Below are 22,891 nucleotides of genomic sequence, written 5' to 3'. Positions count from 1 at the left end.
TTTATAACAATTTTACTGCCTCTCAATCCGTTATCATATTGATTATAATTATCGGGTCAAGCCGAAATGGCGGTGCATATGTTAAATTTGGCAGTTAGAAGGGCCCAAGCCGATTTCCCAGTGCATATGTTAAATTGAGTAGAACGAAGTGTTAAATATTCAAGCGTACAGTTTGACCAGGCGGAAGATGAAGAAATCGCGGTCTCGGACACCGCGCATTTGCGAGCGGAAGATCTTGACTTTAGAGTTGAAAGCCTCGGCGGAGGCATTGGTCGCACGTCGCCGGAAGTAGTTCAGGATGGTCGGTGCGTGGTTCTTGAATGTCTTGATGACAGAGCGGAAGTTATTGTTGCCCAATGCCATTACCTTTTCATACCACTTGTTCATCCGCCCCATGGCTTTTGTTGGTGAGATTTTAGCATTGAAAATCCTGCGCAGCTCCATCGCAAGAGTATAGGCACTTTTTAGAATCGGATGGTACTTGAACAGGATATTGACGCGATGACGCTGAATGTCTGTCCATTTGTTCTGCGACATCATCAGGGTGTGCTTACTGCGGGCGAGTATCTGCCGCATGGTCTCACCGTTGGAGTATGTTACCGGCGTAGTGGACTTGTCGCGAATATTTTCCTCGGCAATGAGCTGACGGCGTATGTCGATACGGATTTCGTCAACGGCCTCATTATAGACCTGTTGTACATGAAAACGGTCATTGACCACATGGGCGTTATAGAATACTTCACCTGCTATCAGCATCATTGACGGCGACAGATTGCAGGTAACCTCTTTTACTTTGCGCCTGACTGACTTACTCATGGCTGCTATGAGTATGGATATAATCTCGTCGCTCTTCGTGCCGGGGATGGCCGCAGCCAGCGTGCCCTTGCCGCCGTGGCCGTCCTTGTTGGTCAGGACGGTCCATACCTCGCCGTTGCTCAGGCATGTCTCGTCAAGGCTCATGTACGGACCAATATTGGCGGCATTGAAATAGAAGCCACAGCAAAGCTCCCGGTCACACCAGTCGGCATAACCGCTTATCCTGTTGCGGTATAAATCCGCGAAATACTTGCCGTTGACGCAGTACATCTGCGCTATGTGCTTAATCGACAGTGCCGTCGTCTCCACCTTCATCTTTTAAAAAAGACACGAACTCTGCGCTGAGTCGTGTGCCTTCCTCGTTGGGGAGTTCGAGGTTGTATGAGAATATCTCATTGGTCCGCTTGTCCCACCACTTATTCTTGCGCATGTGAAGATATACGGGGCGACCTCGAAGCGGATAGTCCTGTATTGTAACGTATTCCGTATAACCTCGCGCGACTATGTTCGGATTACGGTAGTCCTCGTCAGAGAGTTTCTTTTTCTCATCAAGCCATATGTCATATGCCTGTTCTGTACGTTCGAAGCGCACCATCTCAAACAGTTCGTCCAGCCCCTGGGGCAAGAACATCCAGAATGCTTCCGATGTTTTCATACCGCAAATTTAACAATTTTCTGAAAATTACATGCACCGGAATTTCGGCTTGAGCCCCTATAACCGGAAAGAAAATCATGGGTATTGCTGCCGGTGCTACCGGAGCAGTGCTTCTTATTCTTGGAGGGAGCTCAGGGACCGGAGCAGTATCATCGTCGATATGGGGCGATTTAATAGTTTTGACAGCACAATTGAGCTATGCTCTCTATATAGTGCTTTTCAAGGATTTTGTATCCCGCTATTCAATTTTCACCGTAATGAAGTGGATGTTCACATTTGCATTTATATGTATGGTGCCGTTTTCTTCACAACAGCTTTCGGAGACAAGATGGGACGCTGTCACACCTATGGAGTGGGGAGCATTGTCACTGGTTGTGGCAGGAGCGACTTTTGTGTGTTACATACTGGTTGTGATCGGTCAGCGACGCCTTCGACCGACTGTGGCAGGAATGTATAATTACATCCAGCCTCTTGTGGCTTGCATAGTTGCGATATTATGGGGAATGGATACATTTGGCATAACAAAAGCGTTTGCAATACTATTGATATTTACCGGAGTATTCCTTGTAACCATGAGCAAAAGCCGTAAAGACATGGAGTCGGAAGGGAAAACGCTTACCGAAATTGCAGGCTGAAATTCTTAGAGGGTTTACACAATCCTCGCGCTGTATTTATCTGACTTGAAATTCAACGTATGCCGTGTCGCTCTTATGGATAGGATATGGCGGATAACTGAATGTCTTGACGAGACGGTATGTGGCGGATTTATTGCTCAGATCATAAATCCAGGGCTTCACTGTAATCCGGAATGAACCATCCGGTCTCAGTGAATACCCGATACCGTTGAAGCAGACTTCTATATCCCTTGCCAGAAAGTCCAGATACTTTTTTGAGTAAGGGGCCTTAATCCAATCCCCACCTTCAGACATCATATCTATTCTGTACCATTCTCCGGTAGTCATATTGACATCACGATTGTTTGTAAATTCCACCACAAGAGAATCCACTGGGCTACTGATTGGATCAGGGCTGACAATCCTCATTGTCAGCCCCTCAGCCGTCGCATAACTTTTATGTGTCATTACGTCGGGAATCTCGATTTTTTCACCGAGAAAATGAGGATGTTTGCCAAACCATATGTCGAGCATCATCCTATCACGTGCAAGCCATTCGCGCAGTGCAAGCCGGGTTCTCACCCATCTTCCCGCCCGTAATGGAGCGGAGATTGCAACAGCCTCCATTCCGTTGGCCTCGGCAAGATACAAAGCTCTTGCATTATGATCGGCCTGCGATATGATTGTCAATGAATCGCATCCAAACACCTCCTTTGCCCTGACCACAGAGTCAAGGGTCCTGAATCCGGCAAAGTCAAGTATGATTCTGTTCTCCGGCACACCGTGAGCGATCAGTGAATCACGCATAGCGGTTGGCTCATCATATAGCTTTGTGTGATTGTCACCGCTCGCTATGATAAAATCGACCTTACCGGCATGATATAGCTCGGCTGCCGTATTAATGCGGTTGGTAAAGTATGAATTGGGTCGTCCCCACCTATTAAGCGGATTTGTTCCGAGCAGAAGGGCCACCTTGTTGTGAGGCACAGAATCGACCGTTGCATACAGTCTCTTTTCGGCGGCATTTTCCACCCTGACATTAGCATAGATTGTAAAAGCTACGACCAACAGCAGAAACGCGCTGAGGCTCAGAACTACTCGTTTTATAAGTGTTTTCGTTTTCATATTCTCTTATTAAAAGTATGTAAAGATAGCCATCTAAGTGCAAATACACAAATTATTTACATCATATAGTCAAATACCCTTATACCCCAGGGAGAAGACACCGCGTCGGAAGATGCCGTAATAATCAATTTCAATTATTTACGTTAGAAATTTCACTATTTTTGAGTATTGTCGGCTGATTGACACATGAGTAATTTTGCACTGCAAATAATAGCAGTTTATTAATTTCTCTCTGCGGCAACGGTCTATTGCCGTCGAATGTCACTCATCAATGAATAAATATTTTTGTCGTAAATTCGCGAGTGCGATTATAGCGATACTCTGCACACTTAACCTGTCGGCCGCTCCCCGTATGCTCAGCGGAGTGGTCATTTCATCCGACAATGACGAACCCGTAGCGGCGGCTATTGTCAGGCTAAACACACAGGATTGGGCGGCGACAGATGCCGACGGCCGATTTACGTTTACCAAACTCAATCCGGGCAAATATGAATATGAGGTCTCCTATCTCGGATATGAGACTGCCAGGGGAGAGTTTAGCCTCAACGACTCCATCCGACAGGATATAATCATACGGCTCAATCCATCCAATCTCGCGCTCAAAGAGGTGGTGGTCACCGCCGAAGAGGGCAAGATGGGCTCGTCGTCGCTCATCGGTCAGTCGGCCATACGGCATCTCCAGGCCAAAAGTGTGGAGGATATGCTCCAACTGTTGCCGGGTGCCGTCACCAGGAATCCCGATCTTACCAATGCCGGCCAGGCTTCAATACGTGAGATTGACGCCGGCGAGGATGCCAACAACGCTATCGGCACAGCCATCGTGGTCGACGGCACGCCAATATCCAACGACGCCAACATGCAGGTGTTCTCCACAGCCCGCTCGGGTAGCAGCTCGTCGGTACAGCAGGTGAGCATGAACGACCAGACTACATCGGGGCGCGGTGTGGACCTGCGTCAGATCTCTCCCGACAATATTGAGTCAATCGAGGTGATAAGAGGCATCCCTTCGGTCGAATATGGCAACCTTACATCAGGCGCGGTCATCATCAACACCAAGGCCGGTGTCACACCTTGGACGGCACAGGTAAAGGTCGACCCCAACTCCAAACTACTTTCGGTAGGCAAAGGTCTGAGACTGCGCGGCAATGGCGGCTCACTCAACTTCGGGCTGGACTACACCAAGTCAAACGCCGACCGCCGCAAGACCTATCTGGGCTATGACCGCATCACGGCCAATGCAGCCTACTCCAAGATATTCCTTCAGACATCCACTCCGCTCTCATTCAACGTCAAGGCCACATATTACCGCAATCTCAGCGACACCAAGAGCGACGAAGCCATGCTCAAGGATGAGTATTTCAAAAATCTTGAGCAAAGTTTCCGCCTGGCCGTCAACGGCATGTGGCGGCTCAACCGCAAGGCCATCTCCAATCTCTCTTACTCGGCTTCATTCCAGTATACCCATCAGGAAGACATATACAACCGCTATATAGGCTCGGGAGTGGTGCCCTACTCCCACTCATATGTGCCGGGCGAGATGCAGGTGGGATTTCTGCCGGCCACCTATCTGTGCAACTACAAACTTGACGGCAAACCGCTCAACGTCTTTGCACAGCTCAAGGCCAACCGCACGTTTCTGCTGCCTCGCGGCACAGTCAATGTCAAACTCGGTGTCGACTACAACCTCAACGCCAATCACGGCGGAGGCATGATGTATGACCCCTCGCTTCCCCCGGTGCAAGGTGAAGGCCAGTCGGTGCGTCCCCGCTCCTACAGTGAACTCCCCTCGCTATCCACACTCTCGGTCTTTGCCGAAGGCATGACCGAATATCATCTTGGATCGACCATACTCACACTCCAGCCCGGAGTGCGTGCCAGCCGCATGTTTATCGACAGCCGGCAGGCTCTGCGCGGCGACATCACCACTGTCGACCCGCGCGTCAACGCCACCTACCGGTTTCTCACCCCCGACAACAACCGGCTGTTTCACCACCTGTCGCTCACCGGCGGTTACGGCATAGCCTCCAAGATGCCCACCATGGCGTCGCTCTATCCCACCCCGGCCTACTTTGATTTTGTCAACTACAACAGCTATGCCGGCATCGACGATCCGCGCAACATTGCCGTCATGACCACATGTGTGGTAGACAATACAGCCAATCCGGACCTCAAACCGGCTCGCGCTACAAAATTTGAAATCGGGCTCAACGGACGTATCCGCGACATCACAGGCTCGGTGACATTTTTCAGCGAACATGTCCGCAACGAATTTGGCTTCGTCTCATGCCCGCTGAGCCTTGACTACAACCGTTACGTAATCCCCACGGCCGATCAGGCTTCATCGACAATCCCCCACTACACTGACGGCAAGCTATATTACACCACAGCCGACGGCTCCGTCAAAGAAGCTCCGTCAAGCCGTCTGCGCGAAGTACGCTCCTACTCCATGCCGGCCAATACCATCGACACACGCAAACACGGCATAGAATACACATTCAACTTCGGCAAAATAAAACCCCTGTCGACCAATCTTATAGTCGACGGCGCGTGGTTCTGGATCAAACGCCGCAACACCGCCACCTCGTTCAGCTCGAGCCGTGTCGTCGACAGTGTGGACGACAACGGAGTCACCACCTTCAACACCTATCTCGGCGTGATGCCGGCCGGAGCAGGCACCATACTCTCGCGTGTCAACACCAACTTCCGATTCGTCACCCACATCCCGGCCATCAGGCTCATCTTCTCCACCACAGTCCAGGTGGTGTGGCACGACAGCTATCGCAACATCTATGAGGATGCCGACGGCAAGCCGCTCTACCATCTTGTCACCTCATCGCTTGACCGCCCTATGCTCAGCATCGACCCCATAGGATATTACGACAAAAATCTCACCTATCATCCCTGGGACCCCTCGGCTGTCGAAAGGCCGCAGGAACTGATAACGAGCTATTACAACACCGAGTTTTACAACACTCAGACCTATCCCATGACATGCATGCTCAACTTCAAGGTCACTAAAGAGATAGGCAATTATGTAGAGCTCTCGGTCATAGCCAACAACTTTCTGAAGTTCAACAGAGTCTACACTCAGAATGTAATCGGAGGCTATCGCGAAATGTACTCGCCGATGTATTTCGGAGCCGAAATCAAAGCCAAATTCTGACAATCAGATATAAACCAAAATAATATAATCAAAAAACACAGTCTGAAATGAAAAAATTTATCCACGCTCTCTGCATGCTCGTCATGCTCACAGGACTCGCAGCCTGCTCAAGCGACGATGACAACGTTACAGCCTACTATCCTCTCACCGTAAATATCGAACTGCCCGAAGGCATATCGGCCGCCGATCTCACTACCGCATCGGTCACCGTGACCAATGTGCAGACCGGTCGCGCCTACTCGTCGCAGGAAGCCATGGACACCTATACTTTCCAACTCGATGGCGGCACCTACAATGTCCAGGCCTCAATGCGCATCAATGACGGCGGCACCATCACATCCTACAACGCCTCCCGCGAAGTCTCTGTGTATGACGCCACCACTCTTCAGCTCCAGCTCCAGGAAGCACTCTCGGGCGGACTCATATTCAAGGAAGTGTATTACAGCATGGTCAAGCCCAACGGCAAAATGCCCTATATGCGCGACCAGTTCTTTGAAATCTACAACAATTCCGACGAGGTGCTCTATCTCGACAACTGCGTGCTCGGACTCCTCGAGGGCACCCAGGGCATCCTTCCCACCGCATGGATGGAAAACGGTGAAATCATGGACAAATATGCCATGGGCTACTACACCGTGGCATTCGTAGGCACAGGCAAGCAATATCCCGTAGAGCCGGGCAAGAGCGTGGTTATCGCCAGCCAGGCACTCGACCACATCGCCGAGACCCAGAAGATGTATGACTCATCTGTAGCAGGCGCGAAGCTCTCGCCCGTCAATCTTGTCAACGCCGACTATGAGGTGTGTCTCATCGACTACAAACCCGCTATGGCCATCGACAATCCCGACGTGCCCAACATGACCATAATCCACGCTGCCGGGACCGGCAACTACTTCTCTCTCCCCTTCTCCGGCAACGCTATCATTCTCGCAAAGCTCCCCGAGGGTATCGACCCCATCGCTTATGCCAAGGATGAAAGCAACTTCATGGAACGTCCCGACGGCAACTATGCCGGCACAAAATTTCTGATGATACCGCAGGAATATGTGCTCGACGGCATAAACATCGTCAACAGCGACGCCTCCAAGCGCACCATACGTCTGCGCGCCGAGGTTGACGCCGGCTCGGTAAGCATGACCGAAAACTACTCGGGCCTCAGCATCCGCCGCAAGGTCGAGAGCATCACCGATGACGGCCGCGCTATCCTCAAGGACACCAACAACTCTTCAGCCGACTTCCTCACCGACCAGATACCCACTCCGGGCATCATCCCCTCGACTGTCGACTAAACACCCCTCAACAATAATATATGCACAAGCCTTTATGCATGCTTGCATCATATGCAGTCTTATCCCCGGTCCTCGCCTTTGCCGGCGGGGACGGGGATAACTCTCTTACGGCTCAGATGCAGTATGCCGACTACAACTACATCCACAATGTGGCCGACGGCAGCCTCAATCCCGTGTCTGTCAGCGATATGCCTGTCTCATCACTGGCAACGATAAACGCTGGTTATTACCTGACCCACGGCGACTATCACAACATTGACGCATCGCGTTACAGGGCCGGATTTGACGTCGACGCTTATGGCATAAGCCGTATGGAACGTATCGCCTTCGAAGGCGGTGTCAGATATTTCAACTACACCGACAAGGGCCGATGCTGGAACACCACTTTGTTTCAGAACCCGCTCAACCCCTTCATCCTTGCCGACTCCGAGCCGAGCAATTATGACACTGAGCGGTTTCACGTCTACGGACGTGTATCCTACAAACTCACTCCGGCACTCAGGCTCGGCATCAACGCCGACTATAACGTGGGGGTGATGTCTGACGAAAAAGACCCCCGTGCCGAGACCAAAGGCATGCGTTTCATCATCAATCCCGGCGTGGCATGGGACATCAGCGGGTGTCTGACTCTCGGAGCCACAGCCGGTCTCGACCTATTCAGCGAATCGGCCCGCTACACATGCCTCTCCACAGCCGTCACATATCCATTCTACCTTATGAGCGGCCTCGGCACATATTACCCGCAGAGCGGCACATCCTATTCGCGCGATGCCGACGGCACATCATGGTTTGCCTCGCTCGACGCCACATTGCGTTTCTCGCCCTCGGCCATCGACCGCCTCACCATCTATTACGGCAACGAATCCGAACAAGCCACCGACGGTGGCAGCTCCTATCAGTTCAAGGGGGGCGATTATGCCAACACCATGCTGCGCATCACCGACCGCCTGTCGCTGACCGGCTCGCGCTATGCCCACAACATCGAGCTGACGGCCGAAACCAACGATGTGAAGGGCAAATGGTATGACCAGAAGAGTTTCAGCCAGAACGGCACCACAGGCTACGAAGTGATGAACTCATCGGTTAAACATAAGGATACCTACACCCTCGTGCGTGGCTCATATCGCTTTGACATCCTCGACAGTGCGGGAGTGTCTTCACTCACCGCCGGAGCGGGAGCCTCCTATATATCATCAGACACGCACAACTACCCCGAACGCTATTTCCGCAAATACACACGCCTCGACCTCTCGGCCGAAGTAATGAAACACTTCTCGCTCCGCGACGTTCGCCTCGGCATAGGGGTGGAGGGCGGCTACATCATGTCGCCCACATCGTCGTGCGACTTTGCCGGACTTGAACTCGAGCATGTCTACACGATGCCAATGTATTCCTATCTCACATCATCGGCCCTGTCGGCCGGCGCGCGTATACAGGCCAAAATACCTGTGGGCAAATTTATACTCGGAGCTTACCTCTCTGGTAGCTTCACAAAATGTACCGATGCCAAGACCCGCTATGACGGCACATCATCCTCGTCAGTCAACGCCGGTCTGTCAATGGCTTTCTAACAAATGACACCATAATCATGACAAAACCTTATATTTCACTCCTCGTGGCATGCATGGCACTATGCGGCTCTCTGACTGCCGACGCAGCCCGACACGGATTTGCCATCTTTGTCGACAGCATCAGCCACTCCAGAGTCTCGGCCGAACTTGACGCCTATGCCCGTAGCGTCGACCGTCAGGGACTCGTATCGGAAATCGTAGTGGTGACACCTCAGGTCACCCCCGACTCGCTCCGCTCGGTCATCCGCACCATGGCCTCGCGCAAGCAGTCGCCCATCGAGGGCATGGTCTTTGTGGGCGATATACCCATACCGATGCTGCTCGACACCCAGCATTTCACATCGGCATTCAAAGTGGTGCAGAACATGAAGAGACCCGAACGCTCGGCATGTCCGTCCGACCGATTCTATGACGATCTTTCGCTCAAGTTTGACTTCGTAAGCCGCGATGATAAAAAACCGCTCCTCTACTATTATTCGCTTCGCCCCGACTCTCCCCAGCAGTGCGCGCCTACACTTTACTCGGGGCGCATCAAGAGCATGGACTTCTATGGCAAAGACCGCTATGAAAACCTCCGCGACTATCTCCGTAAGGTGGTGCGCGTCAAGGAGCGTGCCGAACGCCTCGACCGTATGTTTCTGTTCTCCGGCTCGGGCTACAACTCCGAGTCGCCCATAGCCCGTCAGGACGAGAAGATGAGCTTCATGGAACAGTTTCCATGGATGCGCCGCCAGGCATCGTCGCTCGACTATCTCGACCACAAGCACACGACGTTTGCCAAATACACTCTCATGTCCTACATGCAGCAGCCCGACCTATCGCTCGCCCTGCTCCATCATCACGGCTCGCCCGTCAAAGAATATATCAACCGATATCCCGACACACGCAGCACCCGCGACCAGCTCGAGGGAGCAAAATCGTTTTTCCGCTCCAAGATACGCAACGCCGTCGAGTCGGGCACACCTCTCGACTCGGCATGCGCCTACTATGTGCGCGAATATGATGTGCCGCGCCACTGGTTTGACACCGTGATGGACTCGGCGTCCATTGCCGCCGACTCGGTCTACAACGAGCGTCTCGACCTGCATCTTCACGACTTTGACCGTTACAGGCCCAATGCACGGGTGGTGATGCTCGATGCATGCTTCAACGGCTCGTTCAACAACGATGTGTATCTCGCCGGTGCTTATGTGTTTGGCGAAGGCGACTGCGTGAGTGTCATAGCCAACAGTGTCAACTCGCTCCAGGACAAATGGTGTGATAAATCAATCGGCATGCTCGGCCTCGGCATGCGTGTCGGCAATATGGTCAAATATAATCCTTATCTTGAGTCACACATTCTCGGCGACCCGACCTTTGCTTTTGCTCCGGCCGACGACCGTCTCGGCTTTGACATCAACACGGCTCTGGTCGAGGCTCCGGCTTCATTCTGGAAAAAACAGCTCCGCTCTCCCTATCCCGCCATGCAGGCAATGTCCATGGAAAAACTCGCTGACATGCATGCCATCACTCCCGGACAACTGCTTGACATCTTCACCTCCTCGCCCTACGGTGTCACCCGTTTTGCCGCACTGATGAACCTCTCCGAATCGCCGGGCTCGCCCGAATTTGTCGAGTCACTGCGTCTCGGGCTCAATGACAGCTATGAACTCGTCCGCCGTTTCTCGGCCATACTCGCAGGAAAGAACGGCAGCCCGCAACTCATCCCCGCAGTCATAGCCGCCTATGCCAACTCACTCAAAGGCGAACGCGTCAACTTTCAGCTTCAGAACGCCATGCAGCTATTTGACTATCGGTCGCTCATCGACGAGCTGGAGTCGCAGCGTCCCTATCGCCACTCTTACGACGAAGCCGAAATGATGACACAGGCGCGCAACAACATCGCCGACCGCTTCTCTTCAAAGCGTTACGATGCCGACATCGAGCGGCTCGCGTCAGACAACCCCGACATGCGCGAGATAAAATCGTTTGTGCGACAGCTTCGCAACAATCCGCTCCACCCGTCAGCCGACAAATTGCTTGACTATCTGGACAAATGTCCTGACGAAACTCTCAGTGTCTCTCTCGCCGAAGCTCTCGGATGGTTTGACTACTCCTACCGTGCTCCCGAGATAGCCCGGCGTCTGGCCGAAGTGGCGGCCGACCCTGCCCGTCCACAACGTCTGCGCGACGAGGCCGCCAAATCGGTGGCCCGACTGAAGAAGTAAATACGGAGATATCTAAAAAAACGACAGATGTTGTATCCAAACTTTTTGAGGATACAACATCTGTCATTTTATAGATATCTCCGGTCTCCGCCTACTTTTCCTCCGGGTCGGTATACCAGCGGGAATACATGAGATAATTGCGGGCAATCTTGGTGTTGAGTTCACGCGATGTTTCGGGGTCGACCATCTTGATGAATTTGGCCGGCGCGCCACCCCACAGTTCGTTGGGACCTATCTTGGTGCGCGAGAGCACGACCGAACCGGCCGCCACAAGCGCGCCTTCGCCCACTTCGGCGTCATCCATGACCACGGCACCCATGCCGATGAGGGCAAAGTCGTGGATTTTCGCGCCATGAATGGTGACGTTGTGACCTATCGATACATCATCGCCTATTTCTATGGTCGACTTCTGATAGAGAGTATGCAGCACCGAGCCATCCTGTATGTTCACGCGGTTGCCTATACGTATGGAGTTGACATCACCGCGCAACACTGTGTTGAACCACACGCTGCACTCGTCGCCCATCTCCACATCTCCTATGATGGTACAATTTTCGGCCAGGAATGTATCGCGGCCAATCTTGGGGGTAAATCCCCTTACGGGTATAATAAGTGACACCTTTTTAATTCGTATTTATTAATCCTTATTTTTAATTAGCAATTAGTAATTAGTAATTAGTAATTAGCAACTCCGTTTAATTAATATACATACAGGCAATTAATTACTAATTACTAATTGCTAATTAAGAAAGCGGTTTGCAGGCATCGGCCAGCCACTCGCGCTCGTCGGGAGTGAGCGACGGTGCGAGGCGGTCATAGACGGTGCGGTGATAATTGTTGACCCACTCGATCTCAGCCTCCGACATGATGGAAGTGTCGAAGAGTTCACGGTCAAACGGACACATGGTCACAGTCTCAAACGCATAGAACCGGCCAAACTCTGTTGTCTCGTAAGGAATGGTGAGCACAAGATTCTCGCATCGCACACCATAACGGCCTTCGAGATATACACCGGGCTCGTTGGATGTGAGCATACCCGGGAGCAACGGAGTCATAGTGTCGTTGAGACGGATGCTCTGCGGACCTTCATGCACGTTAAGGAAGTGGCCCACACCGTGACCTGTGCCGTGGAGATAGCTCTTGCCCTCCTTCCAGAGCGGCATGCGGGCCATGGCATCGAGCTGATGGCCGCGTGTGCCTTCGGGATATATGGCGGTGGCTATGGCTATGTGGCCCTTCATCACGAGAGTGAAGTCATGACGCATCTCGGCCGAGGGAGTGCCTAAGGCTATGGTGCGGGTGATGTCGGTGGTAGCGTCGAGATAGTTGGCACCCGAGTCGATGAGCAGCAGATTGTTCATGGCCAGAGGGGTGTCGGTCTCAGGTGTGGCCGAGTAGTGCACAATGGCTCCATTGGGACCGAAACCGCAGATGCTGTCAAAGCTGAGGTCGAAGAACAAGGGGTCGGTGCGACGGTTACGCTCGAGTATCTCGGCCACGCCCATCTCGGTGAGCGGACGTCCGGCAGCCACGGTCTCCTTGACCTCGCGTATGGAGCGCACCATATACACGCCGTCACGCACATGAGCCTCGCGTATGCCCTGCATCTGCACCTCGTTTTTGACGGCCTTGGGGAGTGCCAGCGGAGAATTGCCAAGCAGATAATGACCCTCGAGAGCCGAAGCTACAGCTCCGGAAGCCTTAGAGCCGCTGAGCAATACGGTCACCGAAGCAGGCACCGAGCTCAGATAGTCGAGGGCCGAGCCATAAGGAGCAGTCTCCACTCCGGCGTCCTTGAGATAGGCCTCAACCTCGGGGGTGAGTTTCGCACTGTCGATAAAGAGACACGCGCTGTCGGCCGAAACGTAGAGAAACGATGTGGCCACGGGGTTGCAAGGCACGTCGGTCGAACGTATGTTGAGCACCCAGGCAATCTCGTCGAGAGCCGAGGTGAAATATGCGTCAGCTCCACATTCGGCCGTGTCGCGACGCAGCTCGGCGAGCTTGTCGGAGGCCGACTTGCCGGCATACTTGACATCGTGGACAAACACCGGGCCGTCGGGCAGTGCGGGACGGTCGGCCCACACCCGGTCGATGGGGTCGAAGTTAACATCAAGACCTATGCCATGGCGGCCAAGCTGCGAACGGAGCACTGCGGTGTCATCGGCCGACATCAGCATGCCGTTGATGCCTACGGTGTCACCCTTGGCAAGTGTGTCGCAGAGAAAACGGCTCACGGTAGGCACTCCGGGGATACCTTCCTTCATCAGTTCGATACTTGCTCCCCTGGTCTGGGTCTCACCCTGGAGAAAGTAGCGGCTGTCGACCCACAGATAGGCTCCGCAGTCGGTGACAACAAGTGTGCCGGCCGAGCCCGTAAAACCAGTGAGATAGCGCACCGTGTGCCAGTGGTCTGATATATATTCGCTCAGATGAGGGTCGGTGCGGGGCACTATTGCGGCTTTGACTCCGGCCTTGGCCATCTCGTCGCGAAACGCCTGAAGGCGTTTGATACTTGTGTCTGCTGTTGACATAATCGTTATGGGATTAGATATTAGTGTTACCGCAAAAGTAATACATCTTGACGTCAATATCAAATGTGAGACAAAGGAAAAAGCGAAGTAAAAAACACTTTATGCCTTTAACGCGTTATAACGGAGTATAACCTCACCAACATTGCTATTTATGAGACGAAGGAAATTTACAACTCTCCTGCTGGCGATATGCGCGGTCTTCGCGATGTCCGTCTCGCTCCTCTCGTGTGGCACCATCCACAGCCATTGGGGCGTGGAACATGAATATTATTTTCCCGACGGTGACCATCATCATCATCGCCCGAAACCTAAAAAGCATAAAAAACATAAGAAATACAAGCCCAAAAAACACCACAAGCACCATCACCATGATGATGATGATGACGATTGATTGAAAAATATTACTGTCCGCTAAACCATAAAAAGTCTAGCCCAACTTCTATATTTCAAGAAGTTGGACTCGACTTTTTATGGTTTAGCGGACAGTAATAATTGGAAAAAAGCGAAATGGTCGTGGAATCAATGATGCGAAGCTGTTTTATCCATTCTTCCGTGCCATTGCGTCGGCTGTCCGATGAAAGGATTCCTTTATTGACATCATACAGATAGCGGTATACCTCTTCAAAGAAGCTCTCCGGGCGTCTGGCATTTGCGTCAGACAGAGTGCTGCGCCTGGGAACAGTTTTAATTCCGACATGATGCAGTTTACGTACCTCCGCCGTCATGGCGGTCTCTATCTCACGCAATGAGTCGAACCGCTGTATCACGGCATAGAGCATCGTCAACAGGTGAGTGAAGCCGTCAAAACTCTTTATATACTTCTCTCCGCCGTGTTTTCGGCTGATTTCAACAATTTTTTCGCGGTCGAGCGATTTTATCAACTGCCCATATATCGGCTGTCCGAAGAAATTACTACTTTTGCTCATGGTTATTCATGGTTTGTTTGACGACACCAAAAATAACTAATTAGGGCTGACTCCTGCAAATGGTAATCGACTTTTGTCGCTTGCCTTAGCAAGAATCAGCCCTAATTTTTCAATCGCTCAAAAAAAGTTTAGCGGACAGTAATAATTGAAAAATGGGAATCGGCCTCACCAAGCCGGTTACCCATTTTTTCAATTCTCAAATTATTTCCTAACTTTGTGGACAAATTAACCCAAAAATCCTCCATGAAAAAACTTCTGACAAGCCTCGCCTTAGGCGTGGCCTGCTGCGCACCCGCAAGCGCGCAATGGACAGCCGACCTCGGCGACGGCACATATCGCAACCCCATCATACACGCCGACTATTCCGACCCCGATGTCATACGCGTCGGAGATGACTACTGGATGGTGGCCTCGAGTTTCACTCACTTCCCGGGCATACCCATACTCCATTCGCGCGACCTCGTCAACTGGCAGATAGCCGGACATGTCTACGACCGCCTCCCCCTTGACAAATATGACCGACCCGTGCACGGCGAAGGCTCATGGGCTCCCGCCCTGCGCTATCACGACGGCATGTATTACATATATTTCTGCACACCCTATGACGGACTCTTTGTAGCCCGTGCCACCGACCCTCGCGGCCCCTGGGAGCTTACCCAGATGCTCGAGGTGGCCAAATGGGAAGACCCTTGCCCCTTCTGGGACGACAACGGCGACGCCTATCTCGTGCACAGCATCCACCGCGGAGGCCCGGCGGTGATACACCGCATGTCGGACGACGGACTGCGTCTGCTCGACAACGGCACAGTCGTATACAACGACCAGAAGACCAACCCGATACTCGAGGGTATGAAGATGCACAAACGCGACGGATGGTATTATATCTTCGCTCCGGCCGGAGGTGTCTCCACCGGCTGGCAGACAGTGTTGCGCTCTCGCTCCATCTATGGTCCCTATGAGGCGCGCCGGGTCATGGAGCAAGGCTCATCGTCCATTAACGGCCCTCATCAGGGCGGACTCATCGACACTCCCGACGGCAACGAATGGTGGTTCATACACTTTCAGGGCAAAGGTGCCTACGGACGCGTAATCCATCTCCAGCCCGCACGCTGGACATCCGACGGATGGATAGTAATCGGTGACGACCCCGATGGCGACGGCATAGGTAACCCGGTGCTCACCCATGCCAAACCACACATTCCCTCGGCCTCAGGCGTCACTCCCTCTGGTCCGCAGACCTCCGACGAGTTCTCCTCGACGCGCCAATCGCTTCAATGGCAGTGGCAGGCTCATCCGCGTGACCGATGGTACAGCCTCACCGCCCGCCCCGGCTACATGCGCCTCTATGCAGAGACATGCCCCTCGGAGCACGGCAACCTCTACTTTGCCGGCAACCTCTATCTACAAAAACTCCCCGCCCCCTCATTCACTGCGACCACCTGTGTGGAGACCGCCTTCACCACTCCGGGCGAAAGGGCCGGCCTGATAGTCATGGGTAATGAATACTCCTATATAGCCGTCATCAATGACACCTCGGGCCGACGCATATCAGTCGTCACAGGCAAAAACGACAAATATGCGGTAAAACCCAAAGAACGCGCCTCTGCGGCCATTCCCGCCGACGTCTCACAGCAGGCCCCGGTGTGGCTCCGCGTGCAACTCATCGACGACCACACATGCCGATATGCCTACAGCCTCGACGGCAATAATTTCACACCGCTCGGCCCCGACTGTCCCGTAGTGGCCGGCACATGGGTAGGAGCCAAGACGGGTATCTTCTGCTCCAGCCCCAACGTAGTCCCCTCCGACGGCTATGCCGACTTTGACTACTTCCATATAGAATAACGAGGCTGCAATTACATAATCCAACCCCCCAAAACCGACAAGGGCAAAATGTCTCTTCTGAGATATTTGCCCTTGTCGGTTTTTATGTCCACATAACGATAAAGCCTCAGGCCCGGCAATGGACCATATTACGATTTTATCACATAAGTATTTCATTTTTATTACAATGCATATCACCTGTTTTATTAATGTATTAGCCAAATTTTAACTAAATACGTGTCAACCGTCCCCGTCTCGAAGTGTTATTAAAGTAAGAAATTATTAAGGATGTAACACTATGGAACCGACGATTTACTCACGCTTCAAAGAGCTCGTCACTGCTCAGCCGGATCATCCTGCGATTATCGACGAGCGTTCATGCGCCAATTATTCAGGACTCGATCAGATGGTCGACACGCTCATTTCACGCTTCCCCTCTTTCATACCCGCCCGCGTAGGCGTGGTGATGGACCACAGCGTGGAAATGATAGCCGCCATCCTTGCCGTAATCAAGGCCGGCGCGGCCATCGTGCCCGTCGAGCCCGACTTCCCGCCCGAACGTATGACACGGTTTCTCACCGAGTGTGGTGTGGATTTTGTAGTCACACAGGAAAAATACAGCGCGATGCTGCGCGAATTTACCCTCTTTATCATAGGGCCGGAAATTAATGTCGACCCCGCGCTCCATCCCCTGCCCGACCGATGCCGCGCCGACCGGCCCGCCTATATCATCTACAGCTCGAGCATTTCGGGCTATCCCATCGGCGTTATGGTAGGCAACCGCCAGGTGGTGGACATGGCTCGCAGATTTGGCGACACATTCAATATCACTCCCGATGACGTGCTGCTACAATACTCGGCATGTATCGTCAACATTTTTATCGAGGAAATATTCGGCACACTGCTCAACGGTGCCACTCTCGCCATACCCTCGGCCTCCACACGCAACAATCCTCAGGCTCTGCTAAAATTTGCCGATGACCAATACGTGTCAATCATCAGCGGATTTCCCTATCTGCTCCAGGAACTCAACCATTTCGACTCGCTCCCTATGACTCTGCGCATGCTCATCAGCGGCGGCGACCAGCTCAACCCAGCCTCCATCAATCATCTGCTCGAGCAAATTACGGTCTACAATACCTACGGACCGGCCGAGGGCACTGCTCTCACCACAAGCTATTGCTGCAACAACGGCTATTCGCTTGCCTCGGGCCACTATCCCATAGGCAAGACTCTCGAAGGCACCGAGATTATGCTCCTCGACAATGAGCTTCGTCCCGTGGCCGACGGTCAGGAGGGTGAGATATGCATCGCCGGCACAGGAGTGGCCGACTCGTTTACAGGCGACCACAGGGCCGAGCAGCTTGCCTCGCTCACCACTCTCTCTGACGGGACGCGCATAGCCCGCACCGGCGACGTGGGTGTAAGACTGCCCGACGGCAACATATGTTTCATACGGCGCAAGGAGAGTGAGGTCAATATCCTCGGCAAGCGCGTGGTCACCGGCGAGGTGGAACGTGCCCTGCTTGCCACCGGCGAAGTGAGCGACTGTGCGGTAGTGCACTATCAGGATGAGAAGGGCTTGGCCTATCTCGTGGGATACGTTGTGCCCACCACACGCTCGTTTAGCCTCTCGTGGGTCAAAAACCGACTGGCGCAATATCTACCCGCCTACATGATACCCGAATTTTTCGTACTTCTCAAGCAGCTTCCCGTCACAGCCTCAGGCCAGGTCAACACCCTCGCTCTGCCCGTTGTGCTCAAAGACTCCGTAGCCGGATAAACTGAAAGACACACAAGAACAAAAGTCTCAAAAGCAACACCCTCTTAGAGTTTGTTTCTTTTGAGACTTTTGTCCTGTTATATCTCTCAGCTACGAGATCTATCTGAAATGTGACGGGGAGAGGATAAACGGCATAGGCGACTTGAGTACAAGATTTTTATCGCCCGTGACCTTGCGCCACTCCTGAAGTATCTCTTCGGGAGTAGAAGCAGTAGCGGTCACCACATAATAGAGAGGCTCGCGCGTATGCACTATCATGGCACTGTCATATCCGCCCGAGATGAGACGCTCGCGCATCTGCTTGGCGTTGAACACCTGGCGAAACTGACCGACCACGACGTTGTAACGCTTCACATTCTCACGTGACGAACCGCCACCTTCGGTGTAACCGATATATTCCCTGCGCACAGGCAGCGAATCGCCGTTCACTACGAGCCACGTGTTGACGGCACTCTTGCGCACACGTCCATAGATGGTCGAGTCGAGCCCCGTGGCCTCACGACGCTGCTCGGCCGCCACTTCATAGGCCTGACGATAATTGGCCTCGGTGGTCTTGCACGACACTACGGTGACGGCTATGACAAAAGCTATGACAGGAAGGAGAAATTTCATTTACTTTTTATAGGGTTTTATTTTACTACATGGTGTCCGGCAGCCATGAGAGCCTCCTTAAGCTGGGCTATATGGGCATGGTTGCGGGTCTCCACCTCGATGCGGAGTATACATCCGTTGATTGATGTGGCGTCAGAGTTGCGCTCGTGGGTCACCGAGATGATGTTGGCACCGTTCTCACCAAGTATGCTGCATATGCCCGAGAGCTGTCCGGGCTTGTCGCCCACGTCGAGTTTGAGTGTGAAGTTGCGTCCGCTCTTCACAAGACCGCGGGTGATGACACGGTTGAGACTGGTCACGTCGATATTGCCGCCCGACACCACACACACGGTCTTCTTGCCCTTGATGGGCACCTTGTCAAACATGGCTGCTGCGACGGCAACGGCTCCGGCTCCCTCGGCTACGAGTTTCTGCTGCTCGATGAGCGCGAGTATGGCGGCTGCAATCTCGTCCTCGCTCACAGTGACAATCTCGTCGACATAACGCGAGCAGAAATCAAAGGTGTTGACACCCGGCTCCTTGACAGCGATACCGTCGGCGATCGTAGCCACCGAACTGAGATGTTCACGTTTGCCCTCCTTGACCGACTTGTACATCGAGGGCGCGCCTTCGGCCTGCACGCCATAGACCTTCACATCGGGCTTGAGCTGCTTGAGTGTGAATGCCATGCCGGCTATAAGACCGCCACCGCCGATGGGCACTATCACGGCCTCGACATCAGGCATCTCCTCGAGTATCTCAAGGGCGATGGTGCCCTGTCCGGCTATCACTTTGGGGTCATCAAAAGGATGTATGAAAGTATAGCCGTGCTCCTGCTGGAGCTCCACGGCCTTCTGATAGGCATCGTCATAGACACCCGGCACGAGACACACCTCGGCTCCGAGACGCTTGGTGGCCTCAATCTTGGAGATAGGCGCGCCGGCCGGAAGACAGATGAGCGACTTGATGCCGTTGCGGGTGGCTGCGAGAGCCACACCCTGGGCATGATTGCCGGCCGAGCAGGCTATCACACCCTTCTCGCGTTCCTCGGGAGTAAGCTGCGATATTTTGTAGTAGGCACCGCGGAGCTTAAAGGCTCCGGTGTGCTGGAGATTCTCGGGTTTGAGATAGATGTGTGACTCGGGATTGAGTCGGGTCTCGCCTACGAGGCGTGGATGACGGGCTACATCGCGGAGCACCTGGGCGGCGCGGTATACTTCAGAAATTTCGAGCTGTTCGGCCATGATGATTGAAAATTAACTACGCAAAAATAGAAATTCCACGCGTAATATCCAAAATAATATTACAATCACATGGTCATCGGACAAAAACGTCACGAGACAAAGACGGACAAAAGACTCTATGCCGGCAGGCCGGTTGATGAATCTTTTGTCCGTCTTTATCCGCCGTCCCCTGTCTGGGGACGGGTCTATGCGTTATTTTCCGGGTTGCATCTGGATGCGGAGCTTGTCCTCGAGGACTTCGAGCTGTTGCAGACCTGATGCACGCCACTGTGGCTCACCGTTTTTGAAGATGATAAGTGTCGGCACGCTGCGTATCTGATATTCGGCAGATAGGTCGGGAGCGCGGTCCACATCAATTTTTATGATATTGGCCTCGTCGCCGATTTTCTGCTTGAGTTGCTCGAGTATAGGACCCTGCATCTTGCATGGTCCGCACCAGGTGGCAAAGAAGTCGACAAGCGTGGGCTTGTCGCTGCTGATCATATCCTTAAATTCGCTCATAATTGTGGGGTTAGTTAATTTTCAACTGTGAAATAATAACACACCCCACTGCGAAAAGGTTTTAGATAGTGAACCGGATATGCCGTTGATCAAAGCAGTATTCCCTGCGCCACCGCCTGTGCGGCTTCGGGCCCGCGGAGGGCTGCGACGAGAGCCAGAGCGAAGGGCATGGCCGAAGAAGGACCGTTGGCGGTGATGATGTTGCCGTCCTCAACCACGCGTTCGGCCACGTGTGTGGCACCGGCCTCGACAAGCTGCTGCTCAAAACCGGGATAACATGTGGACTTCTTGCCATCGAGTATTCCGAGCGGGGCGAGAGTCACAGCCGGAGCCGCACAGATGGCGGCCACATAACGGCCCTGTTCATACTGCTCACGGAGCATTGCGGCGAGCACTTTGTTGGCTGCGAGATTGCTTGCGCCCGGCATGCCTCCGGGACATACGAGCATGTCGGCTTCGGGCAGACAGCCGCTACAAAGCATGACATCGGCATGAACAGTGACTCCGTGCGCACCCTTGACCTCGAGGCGGTCGCCGGTGGCGACGGTGACTACATGTATGTCGGCCCGACGCATAAGGTCGATGGGGGTGAGGGCTTCGATTTCTTCAAAACCGTCAGCGAGAAATACGTATACTACCATAATAATTGTAATGCGTTATGTGATTATTGTCATTCATCCGCTATAACACTTCAGTCGGGATGATTTTTACAAATATACGATACTTTTACGGGATTTTTGTAATTTTGCGGGGCATTTTTAATTTGTTATGAAAACGAGACTTTTATTACACCTTATTATATATATAAGCTGCGTGGCCGTCATGAGCGGGCTGATGTCATGTGACGGACGCCGCAGCTACCGCTCAGCCGAGGGCGTGATGTGGAACACTGTCTATCACGTCACCTATGAGGCCGATCGCGACCTCCACGACTCGATTGTGGCCGAGATGAAACGCGTCGAGCGGTCACTGAGTCCGTTTGACAAGGAGTCGCTCATCTCACGCATCAACCGTGGCGACAGCGTGGCGGCCGACACTCTGCTGCGACGCATATTCGAAGCCTCGCAGCAGGTGAACCGACTAAGCGACGGAGCGTTTGACCCTACTGTGGCCCCGCTTGTCAATCTATGGGGTTACGGCTACCGCACCACGGGCGTCGAGCCAACAGCCGAGGCTATCGACTCGCTGCTGCGGCTTGTCGGTATAGAAGAATGTTCGCTCGACGAGGCCGGATATATACGGAAAAAGCATCCGTCCACCGAATTTAACTTCTCGGCCATCACTAAGGGATATGGCTGCGACATGGTGGGCGAAATGCTCCGCCGCAATGGATGCGAGAACTATATGGTGGAAATCGGTGGCGAGATTGCAGCCGCCGGAGTGTCGTCACGCGGACGCGCATGGCGCATTATGGTCGACGCGCCGATTGACTGCGATACGGCCGTGGTGCATGAGCGCATGGCGGTTGTCGAGGTGTCGGACTGCGGAGTGGCCACCTCGGGCAATTACCGTAACTATCGCGAGACGGCCGAAGGACGCACCTGGCACACCATAAGCCCGCGCACAGGCCGGCCGGCCGTGACCGACCTGTTGTCGGCCACGGTGATTGCTCCGTCATGCATGATTGCCGACGCCTATGCCACGGCCTGCATGGCCCGCACAGCCGACAGCGCGCTCGTAATGATAGCCTCTGTGCCGGGCGTTGAGGCCCTGCTCGTGACTCGCGATACGGTGATGATGAGTGAAAATTTCCCGGAAATACAGTAGAAAAATTATCCCAAAAGTCACAATATGCTATAAAAACATGTTATAAAACATATTTTATAAGCAGTATTTCAAAACTTTTTACTACTTTTGTGCGTTCTAATTACGAATCACATAAGTATTCAACTATTAAAAACTACTGCTTATGAAAGTTGTATTTAAATCATTTCGAGCTGATGTGAGGAACATATTTCACCACATTGCCGAATCGGATGCATTTCGTGTGACAGGCGATTGCAGTGTACACAACTCAAAGTTTAAAGACTGAGACTTCAGTCCGCCCT

The 22,891-nt window shown here is 53.0% G+C and carries 19 protein-coding genes; 9 read left to right on the top strand and 10 right to left on the bottom strand.

Going from position 1 to position 22,891, the window contains the following annotated elements; translation table 11 throughout:
- Positions 1-159: 159 nt before the first annotated feature.
- Positions 160-1,131, bottom strand: coding sequence for an ISAon1 family transposase (locus QGT73_RS04215; RefSeq protein WP_232321436.1), 972 nt, complete (start codon positions 1,129-1,131; stop codon positions 160-162).
- A complete protein-coding gene (locus QGT73_RS04210; protein WP_280121555.1) occupies positions 1,100-1,471 on the bottom strand; it encodes an ISAon1 family transposase N-terminal region protein in 372 nt (123 codons plus the stop codon). Before QGT73_RS04210 ends, QGT73_RS04215 begins: the two co-directional genes overlap by 32 nt.
- A 77-nt stretch (positions 1,472-1,548) precedes the next feature.
- Here QGT73_RS04210 and QGT73_RS04205 point away from each other — a divergent pair, with 77 nt between their 5' ends.
- Complete coding sequence (locus QGT73_RS04205; RefSeq protein WP_341874105.1) at positions 1,549-2,106, top strand: DMT family transporter; 558 nt, start codon at positions 1,549-1,551, stop codon at positions 2,104-2,106.
- A gap of 36 nt (positions 2,107-2,142) precedes the next feature.
- Here QGT73_RS04205 and QGT73_RS04200 read toward each other — a convergent pair whose 3' ends face one another.
- Positions 2,143-3,210, bottom strand: coding sequence for an ElyC/SanA/YdcF family protein (locus tag QGT73_RS04200; protein WP_280121554.1), 1,068 nt, complete (start codon positions 3,208-3,210; stop codon positions 2,143-2,145).
- A gap of 271 nt (positions 3,211-3,481) precedes the next feature.
- On the opposite strand from QGT73_RS04200, the gene QGT73_RS04195 reads away from it, so the two are divergent.
- Genes QGT73_RS04195 through QGT73_RS04180 form a run of 4 tightly spaced genes read left to right on the top strand, consistent with a single transcriptional unit; the run spans position 3,482 to position 11,440 of the window.
- Positions 3,482-6,373, top strand: a complete 2,892-nt coding sequence (locus tag QGT73_RS04195) for a TonB-dependent receptor (RefSeq protein WP_280121553.1) — start codon at positions 3,482-3,484, stop codon at positions 6,371-6,373.
- A 47-nt stretch (positions 6,374-6,420) separates the two neighbouring features.
- Positions 6,421-7,662, top strand: a complete 1,242-nt coding sequence (locus QGT73_RS04190; protein ID WP_280121552.1) for a DUF4876 domain-containing protein — start codon at positions 6,421-6,423, stop codon at positions 7,660-7,662.
- Between the two features lie 38 nt (positions 7,663-7,700).
- Complete coding sequence (locus QGT73_RS04185; protein WP_280121551.1) at positions 7,701-9,233, top strand: DUF6850 family outer membrane beta-barrel protein; 1,533 nt, start codon at positions 7,701-7,703, stop codon at positions 9,231-9,233.
- Positions 9,234-9,250: 17 nt separating this feature from the next.
- Positions 9,251-11,440 (top strand): HEAT repeat domain-containing protein, encoded by a 2,190-nt coding sequence (locus QGT73_RS04180; RefSeq protein ID WP_280121550.1) that lies wholly within the window; start codon positions 9,251-9,253, stop codon positions 11,438-11,440.
- A gap of 91 nt (positions 11,441-11,531) precedes the next feature.
- Here QGT73_RS04180 and QGT73_RS04175 read toward each other — a convergent pair whose 3' ends face one another.
- The gene (locus QGT73_RS04175; protein WP_280121549.1) at positions 11,532-12,059 is read right to left on the bottom strand and encodes a gamma carbonic anhydrase family protein; all 528 of its coding nucleotides are present in this window, start codon (positions 12,057-12,059) and stop codon (positions 11,532-11,534) included.
- 124 nt (positions 12,060-12,183) lie between these two features.
- Positions 12,184-13,974 carry an aminopeptidase P family protein gene (locus QGT73_RS04170; protein WP_280121548.1) on the bottom strand — a complete coding sequence of 597 codons (1,791 nt, stop codon included), beginning with the start codon at positions 13,972-13,974 and terminating at the stop codon, positions 12,184-12,186.
- Between the two features lie 151 nt (positions 13,975-14,125).
- Between QGT73_RS04170 and QGT73_RS04165 the strand changes: the two genes are divergently transcribed.
- A complete protein-coding gene (locus QGT73_RS04165; protein ID WP_280121547.1) occupies positions 14,126-14,365 on the top strand; it encodes a hypothetical protein in 240 nt (79 codons plus the stop codon).
- 55 nt (positions 14,366-14,420) lie between these two features.
- Here the strand turns inward: QGT73_RS04165 and QGT73_RS04160 are convergent, their stop codons facing one another.
- Positions 14,421-14,900 carry a DUF4372 domain-containing protein gene (locus QGT73_RS04160; RefSeq protein WP_280121546.1) on the bottom strand — a complete coding sequence of 160 codons (480 nt, stop codon included), beginning with the start codon at positions 14,898-14,900 and terminating at the stop codon, positions 14,421-14,423.
- 243 nt (positions 14,901-15,143) lie between these two features.
- Here QGT73_RS04160 and QGT73_RS04155 point away from each other — a divergent pair, with 243 nt between their 5' ends.
- Both QGT73_RS04155 and QGT73_RS04150 read left to right on the top strand, forming a co-directional pair.
- Positions 15,144-16,745, top strand: coding sequence for a glycoside hydrolase family 43 protein (locus QGT73_RS04155; RefSeq protein WP_280121545.1), 1,602 nt, complete (start codon positions 15,144-15,146; stop codon positions 16,743-16,745).
- Between the two features lie 277 nt (positions 16,746-17,022).
- Entirely contained in the window at positions 17,023-18,507 is a 1,485-nt protein-coding gene (locus QGT73_RS04150; protein ID WP_280121544.1) for an AMP-binding protein, read from the top strand.
- Between the two features lie 99 nt (positions 18,508-18,606).
- Here QGT73_RS04150 and QGT73_RS04145 read toward each other — a convergent pair whose 3' ends face one another.
- From QGT73_RS04145 to QGT73_RS04130, 4 genes are all read right to left on the bottom strand, one after another.
- The gene (locus QGT73_RS04145) at positions 18,607-19,119 is read right to left on the bottom strand and encodes a hypothetical protein (protein ID WP_280121543.1); all 513 of its coding nucleotides are present in this window, start codon (positions 19,117-19,119) and stop codon (positions 18,607-18,609) included.
- A gap of 17 nt (positions 19,120-19,136) precedes the next feature.
- Positions 19,137-20,342, bottom strand: a complete 1,206-nt coding sequence (ilvA, locus tag QGT73_RS04140) for a threonine ammonia-lyase (protein WP_280121542.1) — start codon at positions 20,340-20,342, stop codon at positions 19,137-19,139.
- 192 nt (positions 20,343-20,534) lie between these two features.
- Positions 20,535-20,843, bottom strand: coding sequence for a thioredoxin (gene trxA / locus QGT73_RS04135; RefSeq protein ID WP_280121541.1), 309 nt, complete (start codon positions 20,841-20,843; stop codon positions 20,535-20,537).
- A gap of 89 nt (positions 20,844-20,932) precedes the next feature.
- A complete protein-coding gene (locus tag QGT73_RS04130) occupies positions 20,933-21,484 on the bottom strand; it encodes a DJ-1 family glyoxalase III (RefSeq protein ID WP_280121540.1) in 552 nt (183 codons plus the stop codon).
- 127 nt (positions 21,485-21,611) lie between these two features.
- Here QGT73_RS04130 and QGT73_RS04125 point away from each other — a divergent pair, with 127 nt between their 5' ends.
- On the top strand, positions 21,612-22,610 hold the full coding sequence (locus tag QGT73_RS04125) for an FAD:protein FMN transferase (RefSeq protein WP_280121539.1): 999 nt from the start codon (positions 21,612-21,614) through the stop codon (positions 22,608-22,610).
- Positions 22,611-22,891: the final 281 nt, after the last annotated feature.

It is taken from the genome of Duncaniella muricolitica, assembly GCF_910574735.1.
GTDB classification, from domain to species: domain Bacteria; phylum Bacteroidota; class Bacteroidia; order Bacteroidales; family Muribaculaceae; genus Duncaniella; species Duncaniella muricolitica.
Note: the sequence above shows the minus strand (reverse complement) of the source record. Positions and strands in the feature narration are given on the sequence as shown.

Excerpts from the sequence above, each read along its gene's own strand:
- QGT73_RS04205 (WP_341874105.1), top strand. The coding sequence starts at position 1,549 with ATGGGTATTGCTGCCGGTGCTACCGGAGCAGTGCTTCTTATTCTTGGA.
- QGT73_RS04130 (WP_280121540.1), bottom strand. The coding sequence starts at position 21,484 with ATGGTAGTATACGTATTTCTCGCTGACGGTTTTGAAGAAATCGAAGCC.
- QGT73_RS04200 (WP_280121554.1), bottom strand. The coding sequence starts at position 3,210 with ATGAAAACGAAAACACTTATAAAACGAGTAGTTCTGAGCCTCAGCGCG.
- QGT73_RS04215 (WP_232321436.1), bottom strand. The coding sequence starts at position 1,131 with ATGAAGGTGGAGACGACGGCACTGTCGATTAAGCACATAGCGCAGATG.
- QGT73_RS04170 (WP_280121548.1), bottom strand. The coding sequence starts at position 13,974 with ATGTCAACAGCAGACACAAGTATCAAACGCCTTCAGGCGTTTCGCGAC.
- QGT73_RS04180 (WP_280121550.1), top strand. The coding sequence starts at position 9,251 with ATGACAAAACCTTATATTTCACTCCTCGTGGCATGCATGGCACTATGC.
- QGT73_RS04165 (WP_280121547.1), top strand. The coding sequence starts at position 14,126 with ATGAGACGAAGGAAATTTACAACTCTCCTGCTGGCGATATGCGCGGTC.
- QGT73_RS04210 (WP_280121555.1), bottom strand. The coding sequence starts at position 1,471 with ATGAAAACATCGGAAGCATTCTGGATGTTCTTGCCCCAGGGGCTGGAC.
- trxA (WP_280121541.1), bottom strand. The coding sequence starts at position 20,843 with ATGAGCGAATTTAAGGATATGATCAGCAGCGACAAGCCCACGCTTGTC.
- QGT73_RS04185 (WP_280121551.1), top strand. The coding sequence starts at position 7,701 with ATGCTTGCATCATATGCAGTCTTATCCCCGGTCCTCGCCTTTGCCGGC.
- QGT73_RS04150 (WP_280121544.1), top strand. The coding sequence starts at position 17,023 with ATGGAACCGACGATTTACTCACGCTTCAAAGAGCTCGTCACTGCTCAG.
- QGT73_RS04160 (WP_280121546.1), bottom strand. The coding sequence starts at position 14,900 with ATGAGCAAAAGTAGTAATTTCTTCGGACAGCCGATATATGGGCAGTTG.
- QGT73_RS04155 (WP_280121545.1), top strand. The coding sequence starts at position 15,144 with ATGAAAAAACTTCTGACAAGCCTCGCCTTAGGCGTGGCCTGCTGCGCA.
- QGT73_RS04145 (WP_280121543.1), bottom strand. The coding sequence starts at position 19,119 with ATGAAATTTCTCCTTCCTGTCATAGCTTTTGTCATAGCCGTCACCGTA.
- QGT73_RS04125 (WP_280121539.1), top strand. The coding sequence starts at position 21,612 with ATGAAAACGAGACTTTTATTACACCTTATTATATATATAAGCTGCGTG.
- QGT73_RS04190 (WP_280121552.1), top strand. The coding sequence starts at position 6,421 with ATGAAAAAATTTATCCACGCTCTCTGCATGCTCGTCATGCTCACAGGA.
- QGT73_RS04195 (WP_280121553.1), top strand. The coding sequence starts at position 3,482 with ATGAATAAATATTTTTGTCGTAAATTCGCGAGTGCGATTATAGCGATA.
- ilvA (WP_280121542.1), bottom strand. The coding sequence starts at position 20,342 with ATGGCCGAACAGCTCGAAATTTCTGAAGTATACCGCGCCGCCCAGGTG.